The organism is Tenacibaculum aquaeponti, from assembly GCF_052084715.1.
Lineage (GTDB): Bacteria > Bacteroidota > Bacteroidia > Flavobacteriales > Flavobacteriaceae > Polaribacter.
This window is the reverse complement of record NZ_CP197288.1, coordinates 2661038-2683386: the sequence shown is the minus strand read 5'-3', so window position 1 is coordinate 2683386 and position 22349 is coordinate 2661038. Positions and strand designations below refer to the sequence as shown.

Annotated in this window: 9 protein-coding genes; 3 read left to right on the top strand and 6 right to left on the bottom strand. The window is 30.8% G+C overall.

Features of this window, described 5'->3' with window-relative positions; translation table 11 throughout:
- Window positions 1-9: 9 nt before the first annotated feature.
- From sprA to glpK, 5 genes are all read right to left on the bottom strand, one after another.
- Entirely contained in the window at window positions 10-7185 is a 7176-nt protein-coding gene (gene sprA, locus ACSIGC_RS12060; protein WP_442265069.1) for a cell surface protein SprA, read from the bottom strand.
- 5 nt (window positions 7186-7190) lie between these two features.
- Window positions 7191-7772: a Holliday junction branch migration protein RuvA gene (gene ruvA / locus ACSIGC_RS12055; protein ID WP_442265068.1), complete on the bottom strand. Its 582-nt coding sequence runs from the start codon at window positions 7770-7772 to the stop codon at window positions 7191-7193.
- Between the two features lie 66 nt (window positions 7773-7838).
- Window positions 7839-10127 carry an NADP-dependent malic enzyme gene (locus ACSIGC_RS12050; RefSeq protein WP_442265067.1) on the bottom strand — a complete coding sequence of 763 codons (2289 nt, stop codon included), beginning with the start codon at window positions 10125-10127 and terminating at the stop codon, window positions 7839-7841.
- Window positions 10128-10207: 80 nt separating this feature from the next.
- The gene (locus ACSIGC_RS12045) at window positions 10208-11644 is read right to left on the bottom strand and encodes an SLC13 family permease (RefSeq protein WP_442265066.1); all 1437 of its coding nucleotides are present in this window, start codon (window positions 11642-11644) and stop codon (window positions 10208-10210) included.
- 14 nt (window positions 11645-11658) lie between these two features.
- On the bottom strand, window positions 11659-14829 hold the full coding sequence (gene glpK, locus ACSIGC_RS12040) for a glycerol kinase GlpK (protein ID WP_442265065.1): 3171 nt from the start codon (window positions 14827-14829) through the stop codon (window positions 11659-11661).
- 134 nt (window positions 14830-14963) lie between these two features.
- Here glpK and ACSIGC_RS12035 point away from each other — a divergent pair, with 134 nt between their 5' ends.
- Window positions 14964-15590 carry a PAS domain-containing protein gene (locus ACSIGC_RS12035; RefSeq protein WP_442265064.1) on the top strand — a complete coding sequence of 209 codons (627 nt, stop codon included), beginning with the start codon at window positions 14964-14966 and terminating at the stop codon, window positions 15588-15590.
- A gap of 38 nt (window positions 15591-15628) precedes the next feature.
- On the opposite strand, the gene queG is transcribed toward ACSIGC_RS12035, so the two are convergent.
- Window positions 15629-16564, bottom strand: coding sequence for a tRNA epoxyqueuosine(34) reductase QueG (queG, locus tag ACSIGC_RS12030; RefSeq protein WP_442265063.1), 936 nt, complete (start codon window positions 16562-16564; stop codon window positions 15629-15631).
- Window positions 16565-16680: 116 nt separating this feature from the next.
- On the opposite strand from queG, the gene ACSIGC_RS12025 reads away from it, so the two are divergent.
- A complete protein-coding gene (locus ACSIGC_RS12025) occupies window positions 16681-19311 on the top strand; it encodes an AsmA family protein (RefSeq protein WP_442265062.1) in 2631 nt (876 codons plus the stop codon).
- A 411-nt stretch (window positions 19312-19722) separates the two neighbouring features.
- Window positions 19723-22188, top strand: a complete 2466-nt coding sequence (locus ACSIGC_RS12020; protein WP_442265061.1) for a DUF5686 and carboxypeptidase regulatory-like domain-containing protein — start codon at window positions 19723-19725, stop codon at window positions 22186-22188.
- Window positions 22189-22349 lie beyond the last annotated feature (161 nt).

Genomic DNA, 22349 nt, shown 5'->3' with positions numbered 1-22349 from the left:
GATTTTAATTTAGTTTCCTAAGTTATATACAAGATTAAATCCTCCATTAATTGATTGTCTTGGGAAGTTTGTAGAAATCGCATAATCGAATGTATTGTGATTATAATAAAATGAAACCGTTAAGTTTTTATTTAAATTATAATCTGCCAAAAACTTTAATCCAAATAATCGCTCACCACCTGTGATTTGATTATTTTGTTCATCTATCGATCTTATTAATGTTAAATTATCTCTTAAAGAAACATCTGCTCTAAAATTAATATCTCCTTTAAGTGTTTCTTTTTTACCAGTAATTCTGGTAATAAACTTAACATCTTTTATTCTATAACCTAATCCTAAAACATATTCAGTTCCTTTGATATCAGTTAACGTATTGTTATTAAAATTAAGTGTTAAACTTCTATCTTTTTTAATCTCTCCACGGAACGAAAATGAGTTTCTCATTTTCATATCTAACTTTATCAAAGGTGAGAATTCATCTACTAATGTTGCCGACGAAATTAACAATTCTGGTTGATAATTCCCCGAACTATTTGTTAAACTAAGATCATTAGGATCGAACTGTAAGTTATTAGTGTAATTAAGAATACTATACGATGATTTGTAACTATGAGATAATGTAAAAGAAGAAAACCTCTTTTTAAACCACTTAATCTTCATTAAACCGTTGTAACGCATTGTCCAGTTTGGAATTGGAATATTTCTGAAAATCCCAGTATCAACTTCATTTGGATTTACTCCTGAATAAGCCGCTAGAAAAGCTGGCAGCATTGATTGTTGTCCTTCTTTTTGGAAAGCATTAAAAATACCATTTGGTTGTGCCTGACTTGCTAATCTATTCGATATTATTTGTCTATAACCTAAGAACTTTTCATAAAGCGCATCTCCATCTTCGAACATAGTTCCTAACATAAAATGACTGATATTAAAGTTTCCTGTTTCAAAAGCTCTTAAATCAGGATTTTGCCTTACTGTTCCATCTGCAAATTCAACAATATCTAATTGTTGTGTGGTATTAGATGTTCTTATTCGAGTACCTCTAAGATCTATTGTGAAATCTTTAAAAGGCTTAATCGAAATATTATAATCTAATTTATTAGCTTGTGTTTGTGCAAAGTTCTTATTAAAATAATCTTCATCTTCACCTCTGGTTACTAACCAACCTTGTTCAATACCTCTACTTATAATATCAGTTTGACTTCCAAAAACAAATCCTAATGTTGGTGCTGCACTTCCGTTAAAATTTGTTCTTCCTAAGAAACCAACTGAAGGTCTGTACCCTTGTAATAAGGTTCCATTTTCTTGAGAATAGCTTACTTTTGCTCGCTTTACAGCAGTTAAAACATCATAAGTTCCTTTTAACATTTTTTGCGCAAAAGAAGCATTCTTTTTTAGTTTTGGTTTAGGTGTATTTTTAGCTTTTGCTCCTAAAGCTACCTTACCTTTTGTAACTTTTCTTTTAGTTCCTTTTAGTAATAATTTTTCTAAACCTAGTGTCTTATAGAAACGATTAAAATCAATTGTTGCATTAATATTATGCTTGTTTGAATTTTGAATCATGTTACCTACTTTATCTTCAATACTAACATCTACTGAATTTCCTGAAGCATCTGTTTCTGTTATTGTACTTCTAGATGAAGCTTGCCAATCGAAATCAGCTGTGTAACCATAATCTGAAGTAATAAAGTTTAAATATGGTAATTTATTAATTGGTAAATTATAAGTAGCGTTTAATGTTTGATGATACTGATTTCTTCTACCAAAAGTGAAAAACTTATCGAAAATCTCAAGTTCTTCATCTTCACCAAAACTATCATAGATATAATTATTTGTTGCTTTAAAGTTTAAATTTAAAGAACGTGTTAAATCGAAAACTACCGCGTAATCCCAATCGAATAAAAATCTTCTTTGAATTAATTCTGGTTGAGCTACAGGTAAATCAACTAAATTTCTTGATTGTTGTAAATTATAATTCCTATTAATTTTAGAATTTAAAGCTAAAGATTTTGGAAGTGGATTAAAATTCAGATCTTTTATAAACTTCCAATGTTTACTCTTTAATTTTTCAGACTTTTTAAATGGTTCTATACTCCAAGGTGCGAAATTGAAATTATAACTAGCACCCGCCATTAGATTTTGATTTACGAATCTTTGAATATTATAATCTCTATGAAACTCTTCATTAAAAGCGTAAGAAACAGAAACATTTTCTACATCGTAAAACTTAGGTTTCTTATCACTTTTCGGGTTTCTATTTTTCTTTACATTGATAAAACTAATACTTTTTCTTCTTGTGTAATCTTGTGCATTTTCAGCATTACGTTTTACCTGATCTGAACCTGAGGCTTTAGCATCAGCAAGTTCAACATCTTGATATTGTGGATCGAATTTAGGATCAATAAATTGCTCTCCATAACTGTAACTCATAGGAACTTGCATGTTCCATTTTTTAGGCATCATTTTACCTAACTGTACATTTGTAGCTACGCTATATTGTTTATTTTCTTCTAAACTTCTTTCTTGTACTCTTTGATCTACATTACCAAAACCAACTGTAGACATACTACCTGCTAAAGTTACATCTGCAACATCTGCAAAGTTAGCATCTGCATTTAATACAGCAGCCCATCCTCCTTTATTATCAAAACCAACAGCTCTTAATTCATTAAACCAAACTTCTCCACTTACATTATTTGTGGTATTATTTTTGACCCCTAATAAAACTGTTCTAATTTGTGCTAAAGTTGGATTACCTTTTACTTTTATTGTTAAACCATTAGAAGAAGTTCCTGTATACACATCTGTCACAGCTGTTCCTGTACCATCACGCTCTAACTTTAAACTTGCTAACTGAGATAGTGGGACATCTAAATTATTTTCCTCTGGCCAAACTTCCTCTGGAACGTTGCTTAATGTTGATAGGATTAAAGGTTTTTCAATTTCATAGTAATTATCATTTAAGTCAGTACCTAGTCTAATAACCGCATTCATTTCATTATCTCCTAATACACTACCAGGAATTGCTTCAGCATGTAAGAACATTCTTAAATTCTTATAACGACGTAAATCGATACTTATATTTTTAAATATTGCTCTAGCTTTATTAGGTTCTAAATTTGTAACAGTAATTGTAGACGATTGTTCATTTTGTCGTTGAATTCTATTTGTACCTTGTAATTGTTCCCTAGGAATACCTGGAGGTAATTCATAGCGATCATCATTTTGTTCGATACTTACAACCCCAACTTCAAAATTATTTAAGTCTGTATTATCTAAATCTTCTTGAGGATCAATTGCTGGATCTAAAGTTCTTGTATAACGTCTCCAGTCTCCACGAACTAATTCTAACTCTGCAAAACGCAAAATAACTGGCATTCTAAATTGCGTTAAATACATACGCATAAAACGAATACTGTTAAAATCAGTAATACCTCCAACTGCTTGTGAGAATCCATTTCTTACAGGAATTCTAAATTGATACCAAGTTGTGCTTCTTGTTTCTCCGTTAGGTAAAGAAATTGGTTCAGATTTTACATCTACAATAAAGTTAGATCCTTTTACTAAATCACTTCTTTTTAATGAAACCTCGTACTCAAAATACGCACTAACCGCATCCATTGTTTGGTCTCTGTTTAAATCTTCTGTATCTGGATATGTTGACCCTGATGTTGGAAAATCTTCACTAGATTGATCAATTGTTGGAGAATTACCTTGTGTACCATTATAGTTTTTATAACGTGTAAGAATAGAAGCTCCAATAGCATCAAACTCACTCCCTCTAAAAAACTGGAAGTTATCTCCAGCCGGATCATTTCCAAAAATACTTCTTGCTTGTTCTACATCAGCAATACCTGGAAAATTTTGAACAATTTTCTCAAGTTCTTGTGTATCATTTAACCCATCTAAACCAACATCTTGTTGTGATCTTTCATCTGCATCTGTACTAAATGCATATAAAATTGATGGATTTCTAGGTACATTACCCCAAACAGTTTCAACTTGAGGTGCCGGATTCTGTGTTGTAGACAACCCATTTTCGAATTGTTTTTGTGAATCTCTTAGAATATCTTCAGAAATACTACCTAAGTTTAAAAATAGTTTACCTTGATTGATATCACTTTGAGGATCTATTCCTGTTGGTAATCCTTCTTCTGCAGTTAAAGAATATCCTTCATATGGATCCATTAACCAAAACTGTACATACTCTACGTTCGCTTGCTCGAAGTTATTTGTAGTTGTTAAAGCTCTCATTATCCCACCCCATTTGTCTTCTGGATTTCCTGCAGTTTGATTAAAATTATATGGTCCTCTTTCATTTGGATAGAAAGCTAAATCTAAAGTTCTAACTAAGTTTAACTGAGTAATATCTAAATCTGTATTCGGAAATAATTCAGAAAAACTAACTTGTCTTACCTCATTTCTTGATAATTCAATATCATTTATATTTGATGGTCTATTCGCACTATTTGAATAAAATAACTGATCAATACTATACCATGCTAATTTAGCTCTGTTATCATTATATCGTAAATCTATATCTTCCGAAAATGGCTGAGACAAAGGTGAACTTGCTAATGCCCATTGCTGTGGAGAAGTAAGATTAATAGGAATTTGAGTTGCCTCAAAATCATCTAAATATGAAGTTGCTGCTCCATTAACATCAATTCCGCTAGGCGAACCTGGTAATAAATAAGCCATATCTGCTCTAACAGATAAATTTGATGGTGCATCAGTTTCAACAAAAGGTAATTTATTTGCAAGCTTTGTAAAATATGGTACTTCAGTAGAAAAATCAACATTCAAACCGAACATCATATTATCTATTGGTTCTGCTCCAAAATTAACTTTTGGAGTAATTGGTCGTTCTGTAACATTTAAGAATGTAGCTCCAAGAATAAAATTCTCATTAAATTTATGTTCTACATCAACTCCTAAAAATGTTTTTCTTTGCTGATTAAAGAATGTGTTATTTTCAACCGAAGCATTAATTGGAACTCCAGACGCCTCTAAACCAGGGTCTAAAATTTGAACCCTACCTAACTGATAATCTACCACATAATCTACTCCTTCTACTAAAGTTCTACCTCCAGCAGTTACTCTTACTGATCCTCTTGGAATATTGAATGCTCCTAAAGGAATTCCTCTACTTGTTTCTGATTTATAATATCCTTTTAAGAAGAATTTATCTCTATCTTGAAACTCATTTTTAGCTTGAATTTTTGTTGTAGAGTATAACTGATCGAAAGCAAAACGTTGCCTATCTGCAGCATCTGTAATTGCTAAATCTTCTCCAAAAGGTTCTGGTTTTGGAAAATAAATTAACCCTCTAGCAGAGTTTACTGTGATTCCTTCTATATAATCAAAGAAACCATCTCCTCCATCAACTTTAAATTGACTTTGATCTAGTTTATCTATCTCAAATAAATTCAATAAAGTTCTATTTAATAAACTAGGATCATTTGCTCCTTGTAGTGTGTTTTGTAAAATCCCTGTATTATCATCTCTATATAATAACTCAAAACGAAAACCATCTTGATTTAAAGGTACAGCTCCCAAAGCATAAACGTTTTTCATCATTAAACGCCAAGTTGGAAAAGGAACAAAATTATTAGGTGAAATTTCTCTTCGAGTAGTTAAAATTTCGCTACGCAGTAATTTTACTGCTATATTTGAAGGAGCATTTATTCCATCATTAGAAAATTCTCCAACTTTATATATAGTTTCATTTACAGAACCTCCGCTCTGTTGAGCACCAACAACTGTATATTCATAGGCAACAGCTAATACTTCACCATCATTTAATCTCCTATTTAAAGAGATAAAACCTAATTGAGGATGTAATGTATATTCATTTGGCTGTAACTTTCTAGCATTTTGTAAATATGAATAATCTCTACCTTGAACCATTTCTGTTGGAACTGTAGTATTTATTGTTGCTACATCTCTTATTCCTCCATTATCTATAAGTAAATCATTTATATTATTTACTCCATTATAAGGTAAATTTTCACCTCTAACTGTAATTGGGTTATTTACAACATCTACATATCCTTCTTGAAAAACCCCTCCAACCGCAGTTGCACTTACTAAATTATCTGGTTTAGATTCTCCAATATCTGCAAAAGCAACAATACTTCTAAAATCTGTTACATTTTGATTCCTATTCGTTACCCAAACTTCAATTCTGTTGATGTTAATCGGACTGTTTATTAATGGATAGTTTTTTAATGCAGTTTCGTAATTCTCTCTAAAAAATTGAGATAAGAAGAAGTGGCGGTCATTATCGTAATCTGTTGCTCTAATTTCAAAAGTTTCTATTGAACCTCCCGCTTGAGCAACTACATTACGAGATTGAGAATTTTGTTGTGAAAAGACTGAGCGAATTGTGGTTTTTCCAAATTGAAAATCTGCTCGAACCCCAAATAAAGCTTGCGCCCCATTAATTAAGGAGTTTTTAATTGGCAAGTTTACGTTACCTGCATCAATTTTTTGAATAATATCATCTTCAGTAGGTGTATATTCTAATTTGATAATATTTTGAAAATCGAAAGTCGTTTGTGTGTCGTAATTTGCTGTAACCTGTAATCTTGTTCCTACTTTAGCTTGTATACTTGCACTAATTTGTTGGTCGAAATCGAAAGTAAAACTACTTTGGTTTTCTACAGAAATCTGAGGATTTTCAGTGTTTTGATAAATCCCTCCAAGCTTTATACTAATTTGTCCTGTTGGAATAACTTCAACCTCTGTGCCTCCAAAAACAGATTCAAAAAACTTAGAATTCACATAATATTTTGGCAATAAATTTTTTCTTCCTTTATTATCTTTTTTATTAGGATTTGTAGCATCAACTTTTTCTTTAAAATATGTTTTCACATCATTTTTTAATCGAAACTTATCATACTCTCTAGGAGTTAAGTACATTGGAGTTCCAATTAAATAATTCCCTATTTTTTCTACAATTACAAACTTATCAATTGACTTATCGTAAGTAACTTGAACAGAACTCGGATTATTTAAAAAGAGATGAGCTTTTTGATTGAAATTAAAATTATATTTAAGAGGAATGATTGTGTCTTTTTTTCTAGATATTGAATCATTCTTCTTTGTTGTATTTTGAGCAAATAAAACAACACTTACCAATAAAGCAAGTGTCGTTAAACATTTATTGCGAAAATTTTCTCCCAACCTTTTTACAAATTTTTTAGTGCCTTTTTTATCAGCTCTTCTACACTTGCTGATGGCAATTCTTTTAAAATATCGTTTATAACTTTACCTGCTTGTTTACGTGTAAAACCTAAAACCTCTAATGCAGATAACGCTTCTTCTTTGTTTGTATTGTTTTGAACCACTGAAACTTCATCAATATTAAAGGTCTTCAATATTTTTTGTTTCAAATCGATTATAACACGTTGAGCTGTTTTTGCCCCTATACCTTTTACTGATTGGATTACATTTACGTTTTCTGAAGCTATGGCTTGTTGTACTTCCTCTGCTGTCATTGAAGACAACATTGTCCTAGCAATACTAGGGCCAACACCAGACACAGAAATCAGTAATTTAAACACTTCTCGTTCAACTTTATTTATAAATCCGTAAAGTGTATGCGCGTCTTCACGGATAGATAAATGTGTATACAACAATACATTTTCATCTTTGGGGAGAGCAGAGAATGTATTTAATGAAATATGGAGTAAATACCCCAATCCATTACAATCAACAACTACATGTGTAGGATTTTTTTCAACTAACCTTCCTTTTATTTGTGTAATCATTGTTCTCTTTTAACAGACGCCTAAAGTAGTAAATTTTTTACTATTGTAAAACCGATACTTTACTGTTTAAAAATTACTTAATCTTCCCTTCTCACGCTCTTGTGCATCAACTATTGCTACTGCTGCCATATTTACCATTTCATCTACACTTGCTCCTAGTTGTATGACGTGAACTGGCTTACTTAAACCTAATAAAATCGGCCCAATAGATTCTACTCCATTAACTTCTTTCATTAATTTATATGTAATATTAGCTGACTCTAAATTAGGAAAGATTAAAACATTAACTTTTTGACCATTTAATTTAGAAAATGAGAATTCCTTAGATAACATTTCTGCATTTAATGCAAAATCAGCTTGTAATTCTCCATCAACAATTAAATCGGGGTAATTTTCATGCATGTAAGCAACTGCTTCTCTAATTTTTGTTGATGTTTCTGACTTGGTTGAACCAAAATTAGAAAAACCTAACATCGCCACCTTTGGCTGCATACCAAACATCCTAGCTAAAATACTTGTATAGTGTGTTATCTTTGCTAGCTCTTTTGCTGATGGATTTATATTTATTGTTGTATCTGCTAAAAACATAGGTCCTTGCTTAGTTAACAATAAATTTGTTGCTGCTATTTTTTGTACTCCCTTATCTCGGTCTATTAATTCTAAAATTGGTTTTACTACCGAAGAGTAAGGCCTAGAGTATCCTGTTATTAATGCATCTGCTTCTCCTTCATTCACCATCATAGAAGCAAAATAATTACGTTGACGCATCCACTTTTCTGCTTCTAACAAAGTCATTCCTTTGCGTTGACGTTTTTCCCAAAACAATTTACCAAAACGTTTAGTTCTTTCTACTTCTTCAGTAGTTTTAGGATCTATAATTGGCACATTAGCGTCAAAACCTAATTCTTCTTTTAACTCTAAAATTATCTCCTTGTTTCCTAAAAGAATAGGGTGCCCTAACTTTTCATCATAAACTCTTTGTGCTGCCTTTAACACATCTAAATGATCTGCTTCTGCAAACACAATTCGTTTAGGATTTGTTCTAGCTCTATTGTGTAGTATACGAACTTCTTTGCTACCAGAACCAGAACGATCCATCAACTCGTATCTATACTTTTCCCAATCTTGAATTGGCTCTTGAGCAACTCCACTTTCTATAGCTGCTTTAGCAATTGCTGGTGGAATTTCATAAATTAATCTTGGATCAAAAGGCTTTGGAATAATATAATCTTTACCATAAGAAAGACTAACTTCATCATAAACAATGTTTACTTGCTCAGGTACAGATTTCTTTGCTAAATCTGCTAACGCATGTACAGCAGCCATTTTCATTTCTTCATTAATCTTTGTTGCTCTAACATCTAAAGCTCCTCGAAATATAAATGGAAAACCAAGTACATTGTTAACTTGATTAGGATGATCTGATCTACCAGTAGCCATAATAATATCATCTCTTGTATCCACAGCTAAATCATAATCAATTTCTGGCTCTGGATTAGCCATAGCAAATACAATAGGATTTTTCGCCATAGATAATAACATTTCTGGACTCACCACATTTCCTTTAGACAAACCAATAAACACATCTGCGTTATTCATTGCTTCTTCTAAAGTATTTAAATCTCTTTCTGTAGCAAATTCTTCTTTTTGAGAAGTAAGGTTATCTCTATCTTTTCGGATTACTCCTTTACTATCACACATTACTACATTTTCACGCTTGGCTCCTAACGCTAAATACAAACGTGTACAAGAAATCGCAGCTGCCCCAGCTCCGTTTACCACAATTTTAACCTCTGAAATATTTTTACCATTAATTTCTAATGCATTTTTTAAAGCTGCAGCAGAAATAATAGCTGTTCCGTGTTGATCATCGTGCATTACGGGAATATCTAATTCCTCTTTTAATCTTCTCTCTATTTCAAAAGCCTCTGGAGCTTTGATATCTTCAAGATTTATTCCTCCAAAAGTAGGAGCAATAGCTTTAACTGTTTCTATAAATTTATCTACATCTGTTGCATCTACTTCAATATCAAAAACATCAATATCTGCAAAAATCTTAAATAACAGCCCCTTACCTTCCATTACAGGTTTTGATGCTTCAGGACCAATGTCTCCTAATCCTAAAACGGCTGTTCCGTTAGATATTACTGCTACCAAATTTCCTTTAGCAGTATATTTATATACGTTTTCTTTGTTTTTTTCAATTTCTAAACATGGTTCTGCTACACCAGGAGAATACGCTAATGATAAGTCGTGTTGAGTTGCATACTTCTTCGTTGGCACCACTGATATTTTACCTGGCTTAGGTTTAGCATGATACAATAGTGCTTCTCGTCTTTTACGTGATTGACTCATAAACTCTTTTAGTTGATTATTTAAAAAATAAATATAGTTGTTTTGTTATAACTTTTATGGTTTGATTGAAAAAATATCAATTAAAGTAAAATTGGTATAATATATTTAAAGATTATTACTAGTAATAATACCGCTAAGCAATTTAAAATCAACCCTGTTTTCATCATATCTTTTACTGTAACGTAACCACTCGCAAAGACAATTGCATTTGGCGGAGTTGCCATTGGTAACATAAAAGCACAACTACTTGCTATGGTAACAGGAATTAACAAATTAATAATTGGAATATTTAAACCTAAAGCGATACCCGCAACTACTGGTGCTAATACAGCTATTAACGCTACATTACTCATAAGCTCTGTCATAAATAACATAAGAAATATTAAAATAACACCTGTTAAAAACACTCCTAAATTATATGATGCAATTGTATTAGAAACCATATCTACAATACCGCTACTTGACATTCCTTTGGCTAGCGCCAAACCTCCTCCAAATAATATTAAAATCCCCCAAGAAAGCTTCTCTGTATCTTTCCAGTTTAATATAAAATCTCCTTTTTTAAAATTGAATGGAACCGCAAAAATTGCCAATGCAGCAAATACGCTAATCATCGTATCTGTAAGCTTTAATTCCGGAAAGACTTTATTAATTAAAGCTCTGAAAATCCATAAAAATATAGCGCAAACAAAAACTAACAAAACAAATTTCTCACGTTTTGATATTTTTCCGAGCTTTTTTAATTCTGCATGAATTACTTCTTGAGAAGCCTTAAATTTCAAATTTTTATTTGGATACATAAACTCTACCAACACCAAATACACAACTGAAATCATTATTAGAGAAAATGGAAGACCGATAGTCATCCACTCTAAAAAAGAGATTTCAATATTGTATTCATTTTCTAAAAATCCTATTAAAACAGAATTAGGTGGTGTACCTATAATTGTTGCTATTCCTCCAGCATTTGCTGAAAAAGCAATTCCTAACATTACTGAAACTGCAAAGTTCTTATCATCTTTTGTAAAACCATCTTCATCATCAATTAACAATTGAATTACAGACAAAGCTATTGGTAGCATCACCACTGTACTAGCTGTATTGCTAATCCACATACTTAACAATCCTGTAGCAATCATAAAACCTAACACTACTTTTTTGGGTGTTGTTCCTGTTAATTTAATAATGGTTAATGCAATACGTTTATGCAAATTCACTTTCTCTAAAGCTAAGGCCATTACAAATCCTCCGAAGAATAAAAATATAATCGGACTCCCGTAATTGGAACCAACTTCATTCATCGGCATAACTTTCAGCAAAGGAAATAAAAGCAAAGGAAGTAATGCCGTTACTGAAATTGAAACTGCTTCTGTGATCCACCATGTAATCATCCAAAGTGCTACACTAATAACTTTATCACCATTATCAGAAACCAGTTCAAAAGGTAAAACACTAATAATCAAAAAGAAAACAGGGCCTAAAAGTAAACCTACTCTTTTAGTAATCGGGTATTTCATTTTAAATACATTCTTTATGAATTAAATTCTGTTTCATAATACGTTGTTGCATCGTCTAAAAGCATTTGTAAAATTTGCTTTTCGTGCTCAATTCGTTTACGATCCCAATCTAATGTTTTGACACAATCTTTTAAGACTAAATCTTTGTATTTAAAGATGCTGTGAATATCAAAATATAATCTTCCTGTTCTTCTCACAAAGAAATCTGCTAATCCGTTTACCATTTCAAAATGAATACAATACCAAAGTTCTGCTCGAATGAAACGCTCTTCGATTGTTCCTGATAAATAAAAAGAAAAACGTTCTAAAATCTTACTTGCATTCTTTCCAAAATTTGTAGCCAAATACCAAGCATAATCTTCATCATCTATTCCTAAGTTCGCCAAATTCGTTTCCAATTCTTTTTCGTAAGCCTGAACTTCTTCCGAAGATGACATTGAAGGGTTTACTAATGAAATATGTTCTGTTTCTGATTTTTTAACTGATCTTCTACGTTTTTCACTCATGGTTTTTAAAACAGCATCAATTACTCGATGTGCCATTTTTCGATACCCCGTTAATTTTCCTCCAGCGATAGAAATTAAACCTGTATCTGAAACAAAAATCTCATCCTTTCTTGATAAATCTGACGGATCTTTTTCCTCTTCATGAATTAAAGGACGTAATCCTGCCCAATTTGATTCTATATCATCTATTGTTAAATGAATTTCTGGAAACATATTATTCACAGCGCTCAACAAATATTCTGCATCTTTTTTAGTCGCTACTACTCTATCTAAATCACCAGCATAATTTGTATCAGTTGTTCCTACATATGTGCAACGACCTCTAGGAATTGCAAAAACCATTCTTCCGTCTGGAACATCAAAATAAATAGATTGTTTAATTGGTAATTTCTCTAACGGAAAAACAATATGCACACCTTTTGTTAAATGCAGGTGTTTATTGTTTAGTGAATTATCTTTTCTACGCAATGTATCTACCCAAGGACCAGCAGCAGACACATAATTATTTGCTTTAATATTTAATGTTTTCCCGGTATTGTGGTCTATACAGTTTAAACTTTCAATCTTTGATTCACTATTGTAAACAAACGATTCCATTTCACAATAATTCACAATTGTGGCTCCGAATTCTGTTGCTTTCTTTAAGATTTCCACTGTTAATCTAGCATCATCTGTTCTATATTCTGCATAATAACCACTTCCTAAAGTGATACTTTCATCTAAAAGCGGTTCTTTTTCTAAAGTCTGTTTTTTATCTAACATTCTTCTGCGATCGTCACCATCTACATTTGCTAATAAATCGTAAACTTTTAATCCGATTGCGGTCATCATTTTACCATAAGTTCCACCTTCAATTAAAGGCAATAACATTTTCTCTGGAATTACTAAATGCGGAGCTAATTGATGCACAATAGCACGTTCTGTACCCGATTCTCTAACTAAACCAATTTCTAGCTGTTTTAAATAACGTAAACCGCCATGAATCAGTTTTGTTGATTTATTACTTGTACCTGAAGCAAAATCATTCTTTTCAATCAAACACACTTTCATACCTCTGGATGAAGCATCTAAAGCGATTCCAGCTCCAGTGACTCCTCCACCAATAATGATTAAATCAAAAACTGTGGATTTCATTTTTTTTAGCTGTCGTTCTCTATCTAAAACTGAAAATCGAATTGGTTTTTGCTTTTTATTTTTCCCTTTTGTTTGTGTTTTTTCAATTGCTTTAAGCCATCCTTTGTATTTCTTTTTTCTGGCTTTCGGAGTCATTTTTGTTTGAAAAACCGTATCAATTTTTCGTATAGTATCGACATCATTTAATGTCCAAACCCCAGATTTAATTCCAGCTAATAAAGCAGCTCCAAAAGCAGTAACTTCAATCATTTTTGGTCGATCTACTTCAACATTTAAAATATCAGATTGAAATTGCATTAAATAATTATTCGCACTTGCTCCACCATCAACTTTTAGCGTAATCATTTCTTTACTACTATCGGTAATCATTGCATTAATTACATCTTTCGTTTGATAAGCTAAAGATTCAACAGTTGCTTTTATAATTTCATCTCTACCAGTATCTAAGGTCATTCCATAAATACTTCCTTTCGCTTCTTGATCCCAATACGGAGCTCCAAGTCCAGCAAACGCAGGAACCACATAGATACCTTTTAACGATGGAATACTATTACAAATCGCTTCTGTATCGGAAGCTTTATCTATAATTTTCATACGATCTCTTAACCACTGAATAGAAGCGCCACCAACAAATACACTTCCTTCTAAAGCATATTTCGTAGGTTCATTTTCTAAAGTACAAGTTAGAGTCGTTAATAGTCCATTATTAGAAACAACTTGTTTTCTTCCGATATTTAACAGAATAAAACAACCGGTTCCATAGGTGTTTTTTGCAATACCAGATTTAAATCCACCTTGACCAAATAATGAAGCTTGTTGATCTCCAGCAACTCCATAAATAGGAATTTGTTCACCTTCAAAATTAATACAACCAAAATCAGAAGAAGACTGCTGAACACTTGGTAATAATGATTTCGGAATATCTAAAGCATTTAAAATAGTTTCATCCCAAGACAAATCCTTGATATTATACAACATTGTTCGAGATGCATTGGTATGGTCTGTTAAGTGTTTTTCACCGTTGGTAAACTTATAGATCAACCAACTATCGATCGTACCAAAACATAATTTACCTTGATCTGCTTTCTCTCTTACACCTTCTACATTATCTAAGATCCATTTCAGTTTTGTTCCTGAAAAATAAGAATCGATAATCAATCCCGTATTTTCTTGAATATAAGATGAAAGACCTTTGGTTTTTAATTCTTCGCAAATCGCTTTAGTTCTTTTATCTAACCAAACAATTGCATTATAAACAGGCTCTCCTGTTTCTTTATCCCAAACCACAGTTGTTTCTCTTTGGTTTGTAATTCCAACCGCAACAAGTTCTGTAGGTTTTATATCTGCCTTTCTTACCGCCTCTTTAAATGTTTCTAATTGATCGTTATAAATATCAATCGGATTATGTTCTACCCAGCCAGATTCTGGATAATGTTGTGTTAATTCTTTTTGAGCAATACCAACAATTTCTCCATCAGTATTAAAAATTATAGTTCTTGTACTTGTAGTACCTTGATCGAAAGCTGCTATATATTTCTTGTGCATATCTGTAAATTCAGATTCAAATTAATTTCTTCTAAAATAGTTAAAATGAATTATTATAAAAGAAACATGACAAATATCATTCTTTAACATCGTTTATCTTAAGATTTTTGTGATTAAACTTAAATACTAATACTATGAATCACATCCCCCCGACTCAACAAATAGTTGATGAAGAAATACAATGGAACAAAGAAAAAACTATTGTTAGTAAAACCGATGCATTCGGAACCATACTATATGTAAATGATGTATTTAGTGAAGCTTCAGAATACAGTAAAGTAGAACTTATTGGTGAACCTCATAACATTATACGACATCCAGATATGCCTAAAGTTGCTTTTAAAATTTTATGGAAAGCTTTAAAAGATGGAAAAAACTTTCACGCTATTGTAAAAAATAGAACTAAATCTGGAAAATACTATTGGGTAATCACAGATTTCATTATAGACAGAAATGATAAAAATGAAATTACAGGTTATACCGGTAGAAGAAAAGCTGTTCCAAATAGTGTTATCAAAAAAATAGAACCTATTTATAAAACACTAGTAGAAATAGAAAAATTAAAAGGAGAAAAGGCAAGCGAACTATACTTTAATGCATATTTAAATGAAGAAATAGGCAAAAGTTATGATGAATTTGTTCTTGATTTATTTGAAGAAGAAGTTGCTAAACAAAAGAAAAAAAACGCTATAGCAAAAAGAGAAAATATATTTAAAAAAGGGCTCAACTGGTTTTTTGTTACAGAATATGAAATGAGTTGATTGTTGATTTGTGTGAACTACACCTTAAATAAATCTTTTTAAGGTGTAGTTTTTTTAATAAAATCAATTGTACTTGTTAAACCTTTAAATTTAGCCCTCTTAACTGCCGATTTTTTAAAAACCTTGCTAAATGTTTCTTGTGTTAACTCTTCCCAATCTCTTTTTTTTAATCCTAATAAATTTTCTTTTGGATTGAATAATGGTTCGTTATGAGGTTTTGAAAAACGATTCCACGGACAAACATCTTGACAAACATCACAACCAAACATCCAATCTTCCATATTTTCTTTAAACTGACTCGGAATATTATCACGCAACTCAATGGTTAAGTAAGAAATACATTTACTACCATCTATTTGATTATTTGGCAATATTGCTTCCGTCGGACAAGCATCTATACATCGTGTACATTTTCCGCAATGATCTGTTTCGAAAGGGTGATCATACGCCAATTCTAAATCAATAATTAACTCTGCTAAAAAGAAAAAAGATCCTTGTTGTTTTTGAATTAATAAAGTATGTTTTCCATTCCAACCTAAACCTGCTTTTTCCGCCCAAGAACGTTCCATTACAGGAGCAGAATCAACGAAACAGCGACCATTAACCTCCCCTATTTCGTCTCGTAAAGATTCTAATAATTCAAAAAGTTTATTTTTAATAACATGATGATAATCTTCCCCATAAGCATATTTTGCCAATTTATAGGAATCAGAATTCTGAACTTCCTCTGGAAAATAATTATAAGACAGTGAAATTACTGATTTCGCTCCTTCTACCAAAAGCCTAGGATCTAAACGTTTATCGAAATGATTTTCCATGTAATGCATTTCTCCATGAAAACCATTTTTTAACCAAGTTTCTAATCGCGAAGCTTCTTCCTCTAAAAAATCTGCCTTCGCAATACCACAAGACATGAAGCCCAGTCTTTTAGCTTCATTTTTTATGAATTGAGAATATTCTGCAGTTTTTTTCAAAAATTAAACTTTTTATTAACTACAAAATTACTCATAACTTTTAACTTTGTTATTTATTTACTAAATGTAAATCCAATAAACCCCAATATAAATCGTTGTCATAAAAAATAAGTATCATGAAAAAAATTGTCAAAATTATAGCCATAACATTAGTAGTAGTCATTGTTGCGCTAGCGGCAATTCCTTTCATGTTTCAAGATAAAATTGTTGCTCTTATAAAAGAAACAATTAACAATAACGTAAATGCTAAAGTTGAATTCGCGGATGCTAATTTGAGTTTACTTAAAAACTTCCCTAAAGCTTCTGTAGAATTAAAAGATGTTTTGGTTACCAATTTTAAGCCTTTTGAAGGTGACACATTGCTTTACAGCGAATCTGTAAAAATTAAACTTAAACTTACTGAGGTTTTTAAATCCTCTAACAGTCAGTTAAATATAAACTCGTTCACTATTGATAATTCTTTAGTAAAAATCCATATTGATGAACAAGGAAATGCAAATTATGACATTGCAAAAAAAGACGCATCTAAAGCAGTAGAAGAAAAAACTGAAGAAGCTACCGGAGAAAGCAGTAACTTTAGTTTATCATTAAAAGAATATGCAATTACTAATGCTACTTTAAGATACCACGACGACAAAGGAAAAATGGATGTAGTTTTATCTGATTTCAACCATTCTGGAAGTGGGGATTTTTCTCAAAAAACAACAGAGCTTGATACAAAAACAACAACTAACATCCTTTTTGAAAAAGATGGTAAAGCATTAGTTAAAAATCAACATTTAGATCTGAATGCAGTTTTAGCTCTAGACTTAGAAAGCGGAAAATATTCATTTTTAAAAAACGAAGCACATATTAACCAACTTCCTTTAATTTTTGATGGATTTGTTCAATTAAATAAAGATAACAGCCAAGAAGTTCATGTGAATTTTAAAACTCCATCTTCTGACTTTAAAAACTTTTTAGCTTTAATTCCAGAAGAATATGCTAAGAATATTTCTGATGTAAAAACTACTGGTGATTTTAGTATTGTTGGTAAAGTAGACGGAAAAGTTACAGAAACAACTATCCCAAAAATAGATGTAACCATTGCCTCTAACAACGCTTCATTCAAATATCCTAGTTTACCAAAAAGCGTAAAAAACATTCGTATTAATACTCAAATTAAAAATACTACTGGAAATGTAGATGATACTTATGTTAATCTTCAAAAGTTAGCCTTTAAAATTGACGAAAATGAGTTCAGTGGAAATGCTAAAATTAGTAATTTGACTAAAAATCCTTATATCAACTCTACTGTTAATGGAAAAATTGATTTAAGTCATATTGATAAAGTATATCCTTTAGAGCTTAAAAACGACTTAAGCGGAATTATAACAGCAAATTTAACTTCTAGCTTTGATATTGATGCTGTTCAAAATAATAAATACCAACGCATAAAAAACAGTGGTAATTTAGAAATTAAAGACTTTTTATTTAGCGGAGAACAAGTTGCTAATCCAATACAAATTAATGCAGCAAAAGTAGATTTTGCTCCAAAAAAAATATCATTAACAAAATTTAATGCCGTTACAGGTACAAGTGATTTAAATGCTACTGGTACAATTAATAATTTACTAGGTTTTTTACTTTCAGATAAAAATTTACAAGGAAACTTTAACTTAAACTCTAACTCTTTTAAGGTTAGTGATTTTATGGTTGCTGAAACCGAAACCAGTGAAATTCCTAAAGAAAAAACTCCTGAAAGCAAAGAAGGACAACCTAAAGAAAAACTTAAAATTCCAGCATTTTTAGATTGTGTTGTAAACGCTTCTGCAAAAGAAGTTCATTACGATAATTTAAAACTTTCTAATGTTCAAGGAAAGTTAATTATAAAAGATGAAAAAGCTACATTACAAAATGTAAATGGAAATATGTTTGGTGGAACTATAGCCTTAAACGGAGCTGTAAATACTCAAAAAGAACAGCCTGTATTTGATATGGATATGGGAATTAAGTCTTTTAACATCAGTGAATCATTTAAAAACATTGAACTATTTAAAATGCTTTCCCCAATTGCCGATGTTTTACAAGGGAAATTAAACACCAATTTAAATTTATCTGGAAATCTTAATGATGATTTTACACCTAATTTAACTTCTATGACTGGTAAAGCTTTAGCGGAAGTATTAGCAACAAATGTAGAACCTAAAAACTCCAAAGCTTTAAGCTTATTAGATCAAAACTTAGGATTCGTAGATTTAAAACAACTGAATTTAAAAGACATTAAAACTAATTTATCTTTTGATAATGGAAAAGTGAATGTAAAACCTTTCAACCTAAAGTATAAAGATATTGACATTCAAGTTGGAGGTAGCCATGGTTTTGATCAATTAATGGATTATAACGCTACCTTTAATGTTCCTGCAAAATACTTAGGAAGTGAAGTTAGTAATTTACTTGGTAAACTAGACAGTAAAGATCAAAACGTGAAAGTTCCTGTTACAGCTAACTTCTCTGGAAGCTTTTCTAACCCATCAGTAAAAACTGATTTAAAATCTGCTGTTAGCAACTTAACTACTCAATTGGTTCAAAAACAAAAAAACAAACTATTAGATAAAGCTGTAGGTGGTTTATTAGGAAATAAAAACAATAAAGCTTCTGCTACCGATAATAAAAAGGATAATACAGTAAATGCTGTAAAAGATGTCTTAGGTGGTTTATTTGGTAAAAAGAAAAAAAAGAAGAAAGAAGACAACAAAAAAAACTAAATATAAATCATTGATTTTTAGTATTTTATTTTTATATTTGAATTATACAATCTTAGTTTTAACTTTAAAGCTTAATATCCCCTATTATGAAACCTTTATTTCGCTCCATGAAGTTCTCTTATTCTTTTAAGTTCTTTTTTTAACTTAAAATAATTATACACACAATAACAGAAAAATGTTATTTGTATGTACTTCTAAAGAATTCAATTAATAGTTAACGATATTTCGTTATTATAAAAAGCTAGCAGTAAATAGTTGTATTAATAGTCCCTTGTATAATTGAGTACAATAGTTAATTATTTATATTACTGTTGTACTCATTTTACAGTAAAAACATTCTTTAACATTTCGTAAATAATATTTCATAAATAATTCAATTATGTTTGCCCTTGAAAAACCAAACTATTGATTATGAAAAACTTTACTTTTATTCTTTTTCTTTTAACTTCTTTAATTAGCTCGGCTCAAATTAAAGGTAAAGTAATAAACAAAAACAACGAACCTTTACCCTTTGTAAGTATTTATTTAGAAAATTCCCTAAAAGGCACAACAACTAATGATAATGGTTTTTACGAATTATCAACTTCTAAAAAAGGAAAGCAAACAGTTGTATTTCAATTCTTAGGTTTTAAAACAGTAAAGAAAGAGATTACTATTAATCAATTTCCTTTTGAATTAAACATTAAAATGGCCGAAGAAGAAGAGTTACTAGAAGAAGTAACTGTTTCTTCTACGGAGAATCCTGCAAATACTATTATAAGAAATGTTATTGCTAGTAAAGAAAAAAATACTAATAAATCTGGAAAGTATAAAGCAGATTTTTACTCTAGAGGATTGTTTAAAATTAAAAATGCTCCTAAAAAAATATTAGGTCAAGAAATTGGTGATTTAGGTGGTGGATTAGATTCTACACGTAGTGGAATAATTTATCTTTCTGAAACAATTTCGAAAATTTGGTACCAGAAAAAACCTAAAAACTTTAAAGAAGTTATTGTCGCATCTAAAGTAAGTGGCCAAGACAATGGAATCTCTTTCAACAGAGCTGCCGATGTAAATTTCAATCTATATAAAAATTTAGTTCCTGTCGCCGACACAGATATTTTCTCTCCTATTTCTAACTATACTTTTAGCTACTATAAATTTAAATTAGTAGGTACTTTTTATGATGAAAATGGAAAGTTAATTAATAAAATTAAAATCATTCCTAAAAGAAAAAATGATCGTGTTTTTGGTGGACACATTTATATTGTAGAAGATGACTGGGCTGTTTATGGAGCTGATTTAACTATTACTGGAGCACAAATTAACAATCCTGCAATAGATATTTTACATATTAAACAAAACTATAACTATGAATCTAATTCTGGAATTTGGGCTTTAATTTTACAAACTATAGATTTTAAAGTTGGTTTTTTAGGTTTTAATATTGACGGACGCTTTTCTGCTTCTTATTCGAATTATAATTTTTCTCCAGAATTTAACACTGAAACTTTCAGTAAAGAAATTTTATCTTTTGAAAATAATGCCACTAAGAAAGATTCAGTTTATTGGAATGAATTAAGAAGTGTTCCACTAACCAAAGAAGAGCAAAAAGATTACCTTGTAAAAGACAGTATTAAAGTTGTTCGTAATTCTAAAAAATATTTAGATTCAATGGATACAAAAAGCAATAAAATCACATTGCTTTCTCCTGTATTAGGATATACATATCGTAATAGTTACGATAAATGGTCTTTAAGTTATAATGGATTTATTGATAATATTCGTTTTAATACAGTACAAGGATTTAACTTTAATCCAGAAGTTTCATATTATAAAAGGATAAATGATAAAGGTAATATATGGAGATTAAGCGGATCTTTAAATTATGGATTTTCAGATAAAAAATTCCGTCCTGTTGTTAGCTTTTATAAAAAATGGAACAACATAGATAAGCCTCGACTTTCTATTTCTGCAGGAAATAAATTAAGTCAGTTTGACGAAAGAGATCCTATCAGCAGTTTAAACAATGGTTTTTATTCTTTAATGTTTAAAGAAAACTTTGCTAAGTTTTTTTCAAAATCATTTGCTTCCGTAGCCTTTTCTAAGGAATTATACCCTGGAGTTCAATTCTTTTCGAGTGCCGAATTTGCTGATAGAAGACCCGTAGTAAATACTTCAGATTATTCTTTCTTTAAAAGAGATAGAACTTTTGAAACAAATAATCCTATCGATCCGACTTCTAATACTGTTTCGTTTACAAAGCATCGTATTATTAAAGCACAAATAGCAACAACTATAAACTTTGGAAGTAAATATATTAGTTACCCAGATTCTCGATTTACAGTAAGAAGCAATACGTTTCCAACATTAACTTTAGGATATAGAAAGACGTTTGGATCAGAAAATTCTGAATTCCATTCTGATTTACTTTTCTCAAGGTTAGAACAATATATTTCTTTAGGCAATATTGGTGATTTCGATTACAGTCTTAGAGCTGGAATGTTTTTAGAACAGAAAAATATTCCTTTTATGGATTTCTATCATCCTTTAGCAAACGAAATAGATTTAACTCCTTCTGATCGTTTAAGTAGCTTTTTTATCATGCCTTATTATGATTTTAGCACTAATGATAGTTATGCTGAAATGCATATACAACATAACTTTAAAGGCTTTTTACTAAATAAAATTCCTTTGATTAACAAACTAAATTTCCATACTGTAGTAGGAGCTAAAGGATACTTTTCTGGTGGTAGAAAACCTTATTCTGAGTACTCTATTGGTTTAAACAATATCGGATGGGGAAAATGGCGTTTTTTACGATTTGATTTTGTACAATCTAACTTTAATGGAGTTAAAGAAAATCGTTTCCTTTTCGGAATTAGTCTGTTTGATTAATAACATTCAATGAAATTCACCTTTAGCAGGTCAATATTTTTATTTCAGTGGAAAATTATAAAAATTAGTTTCCCTATTGCTTTTCTATTTAGTTTTTCAGGATTGCACTTTGGAATTAGTCATCTGTTAATCAGTGTTTTTAATCATTTCTATATATGAAG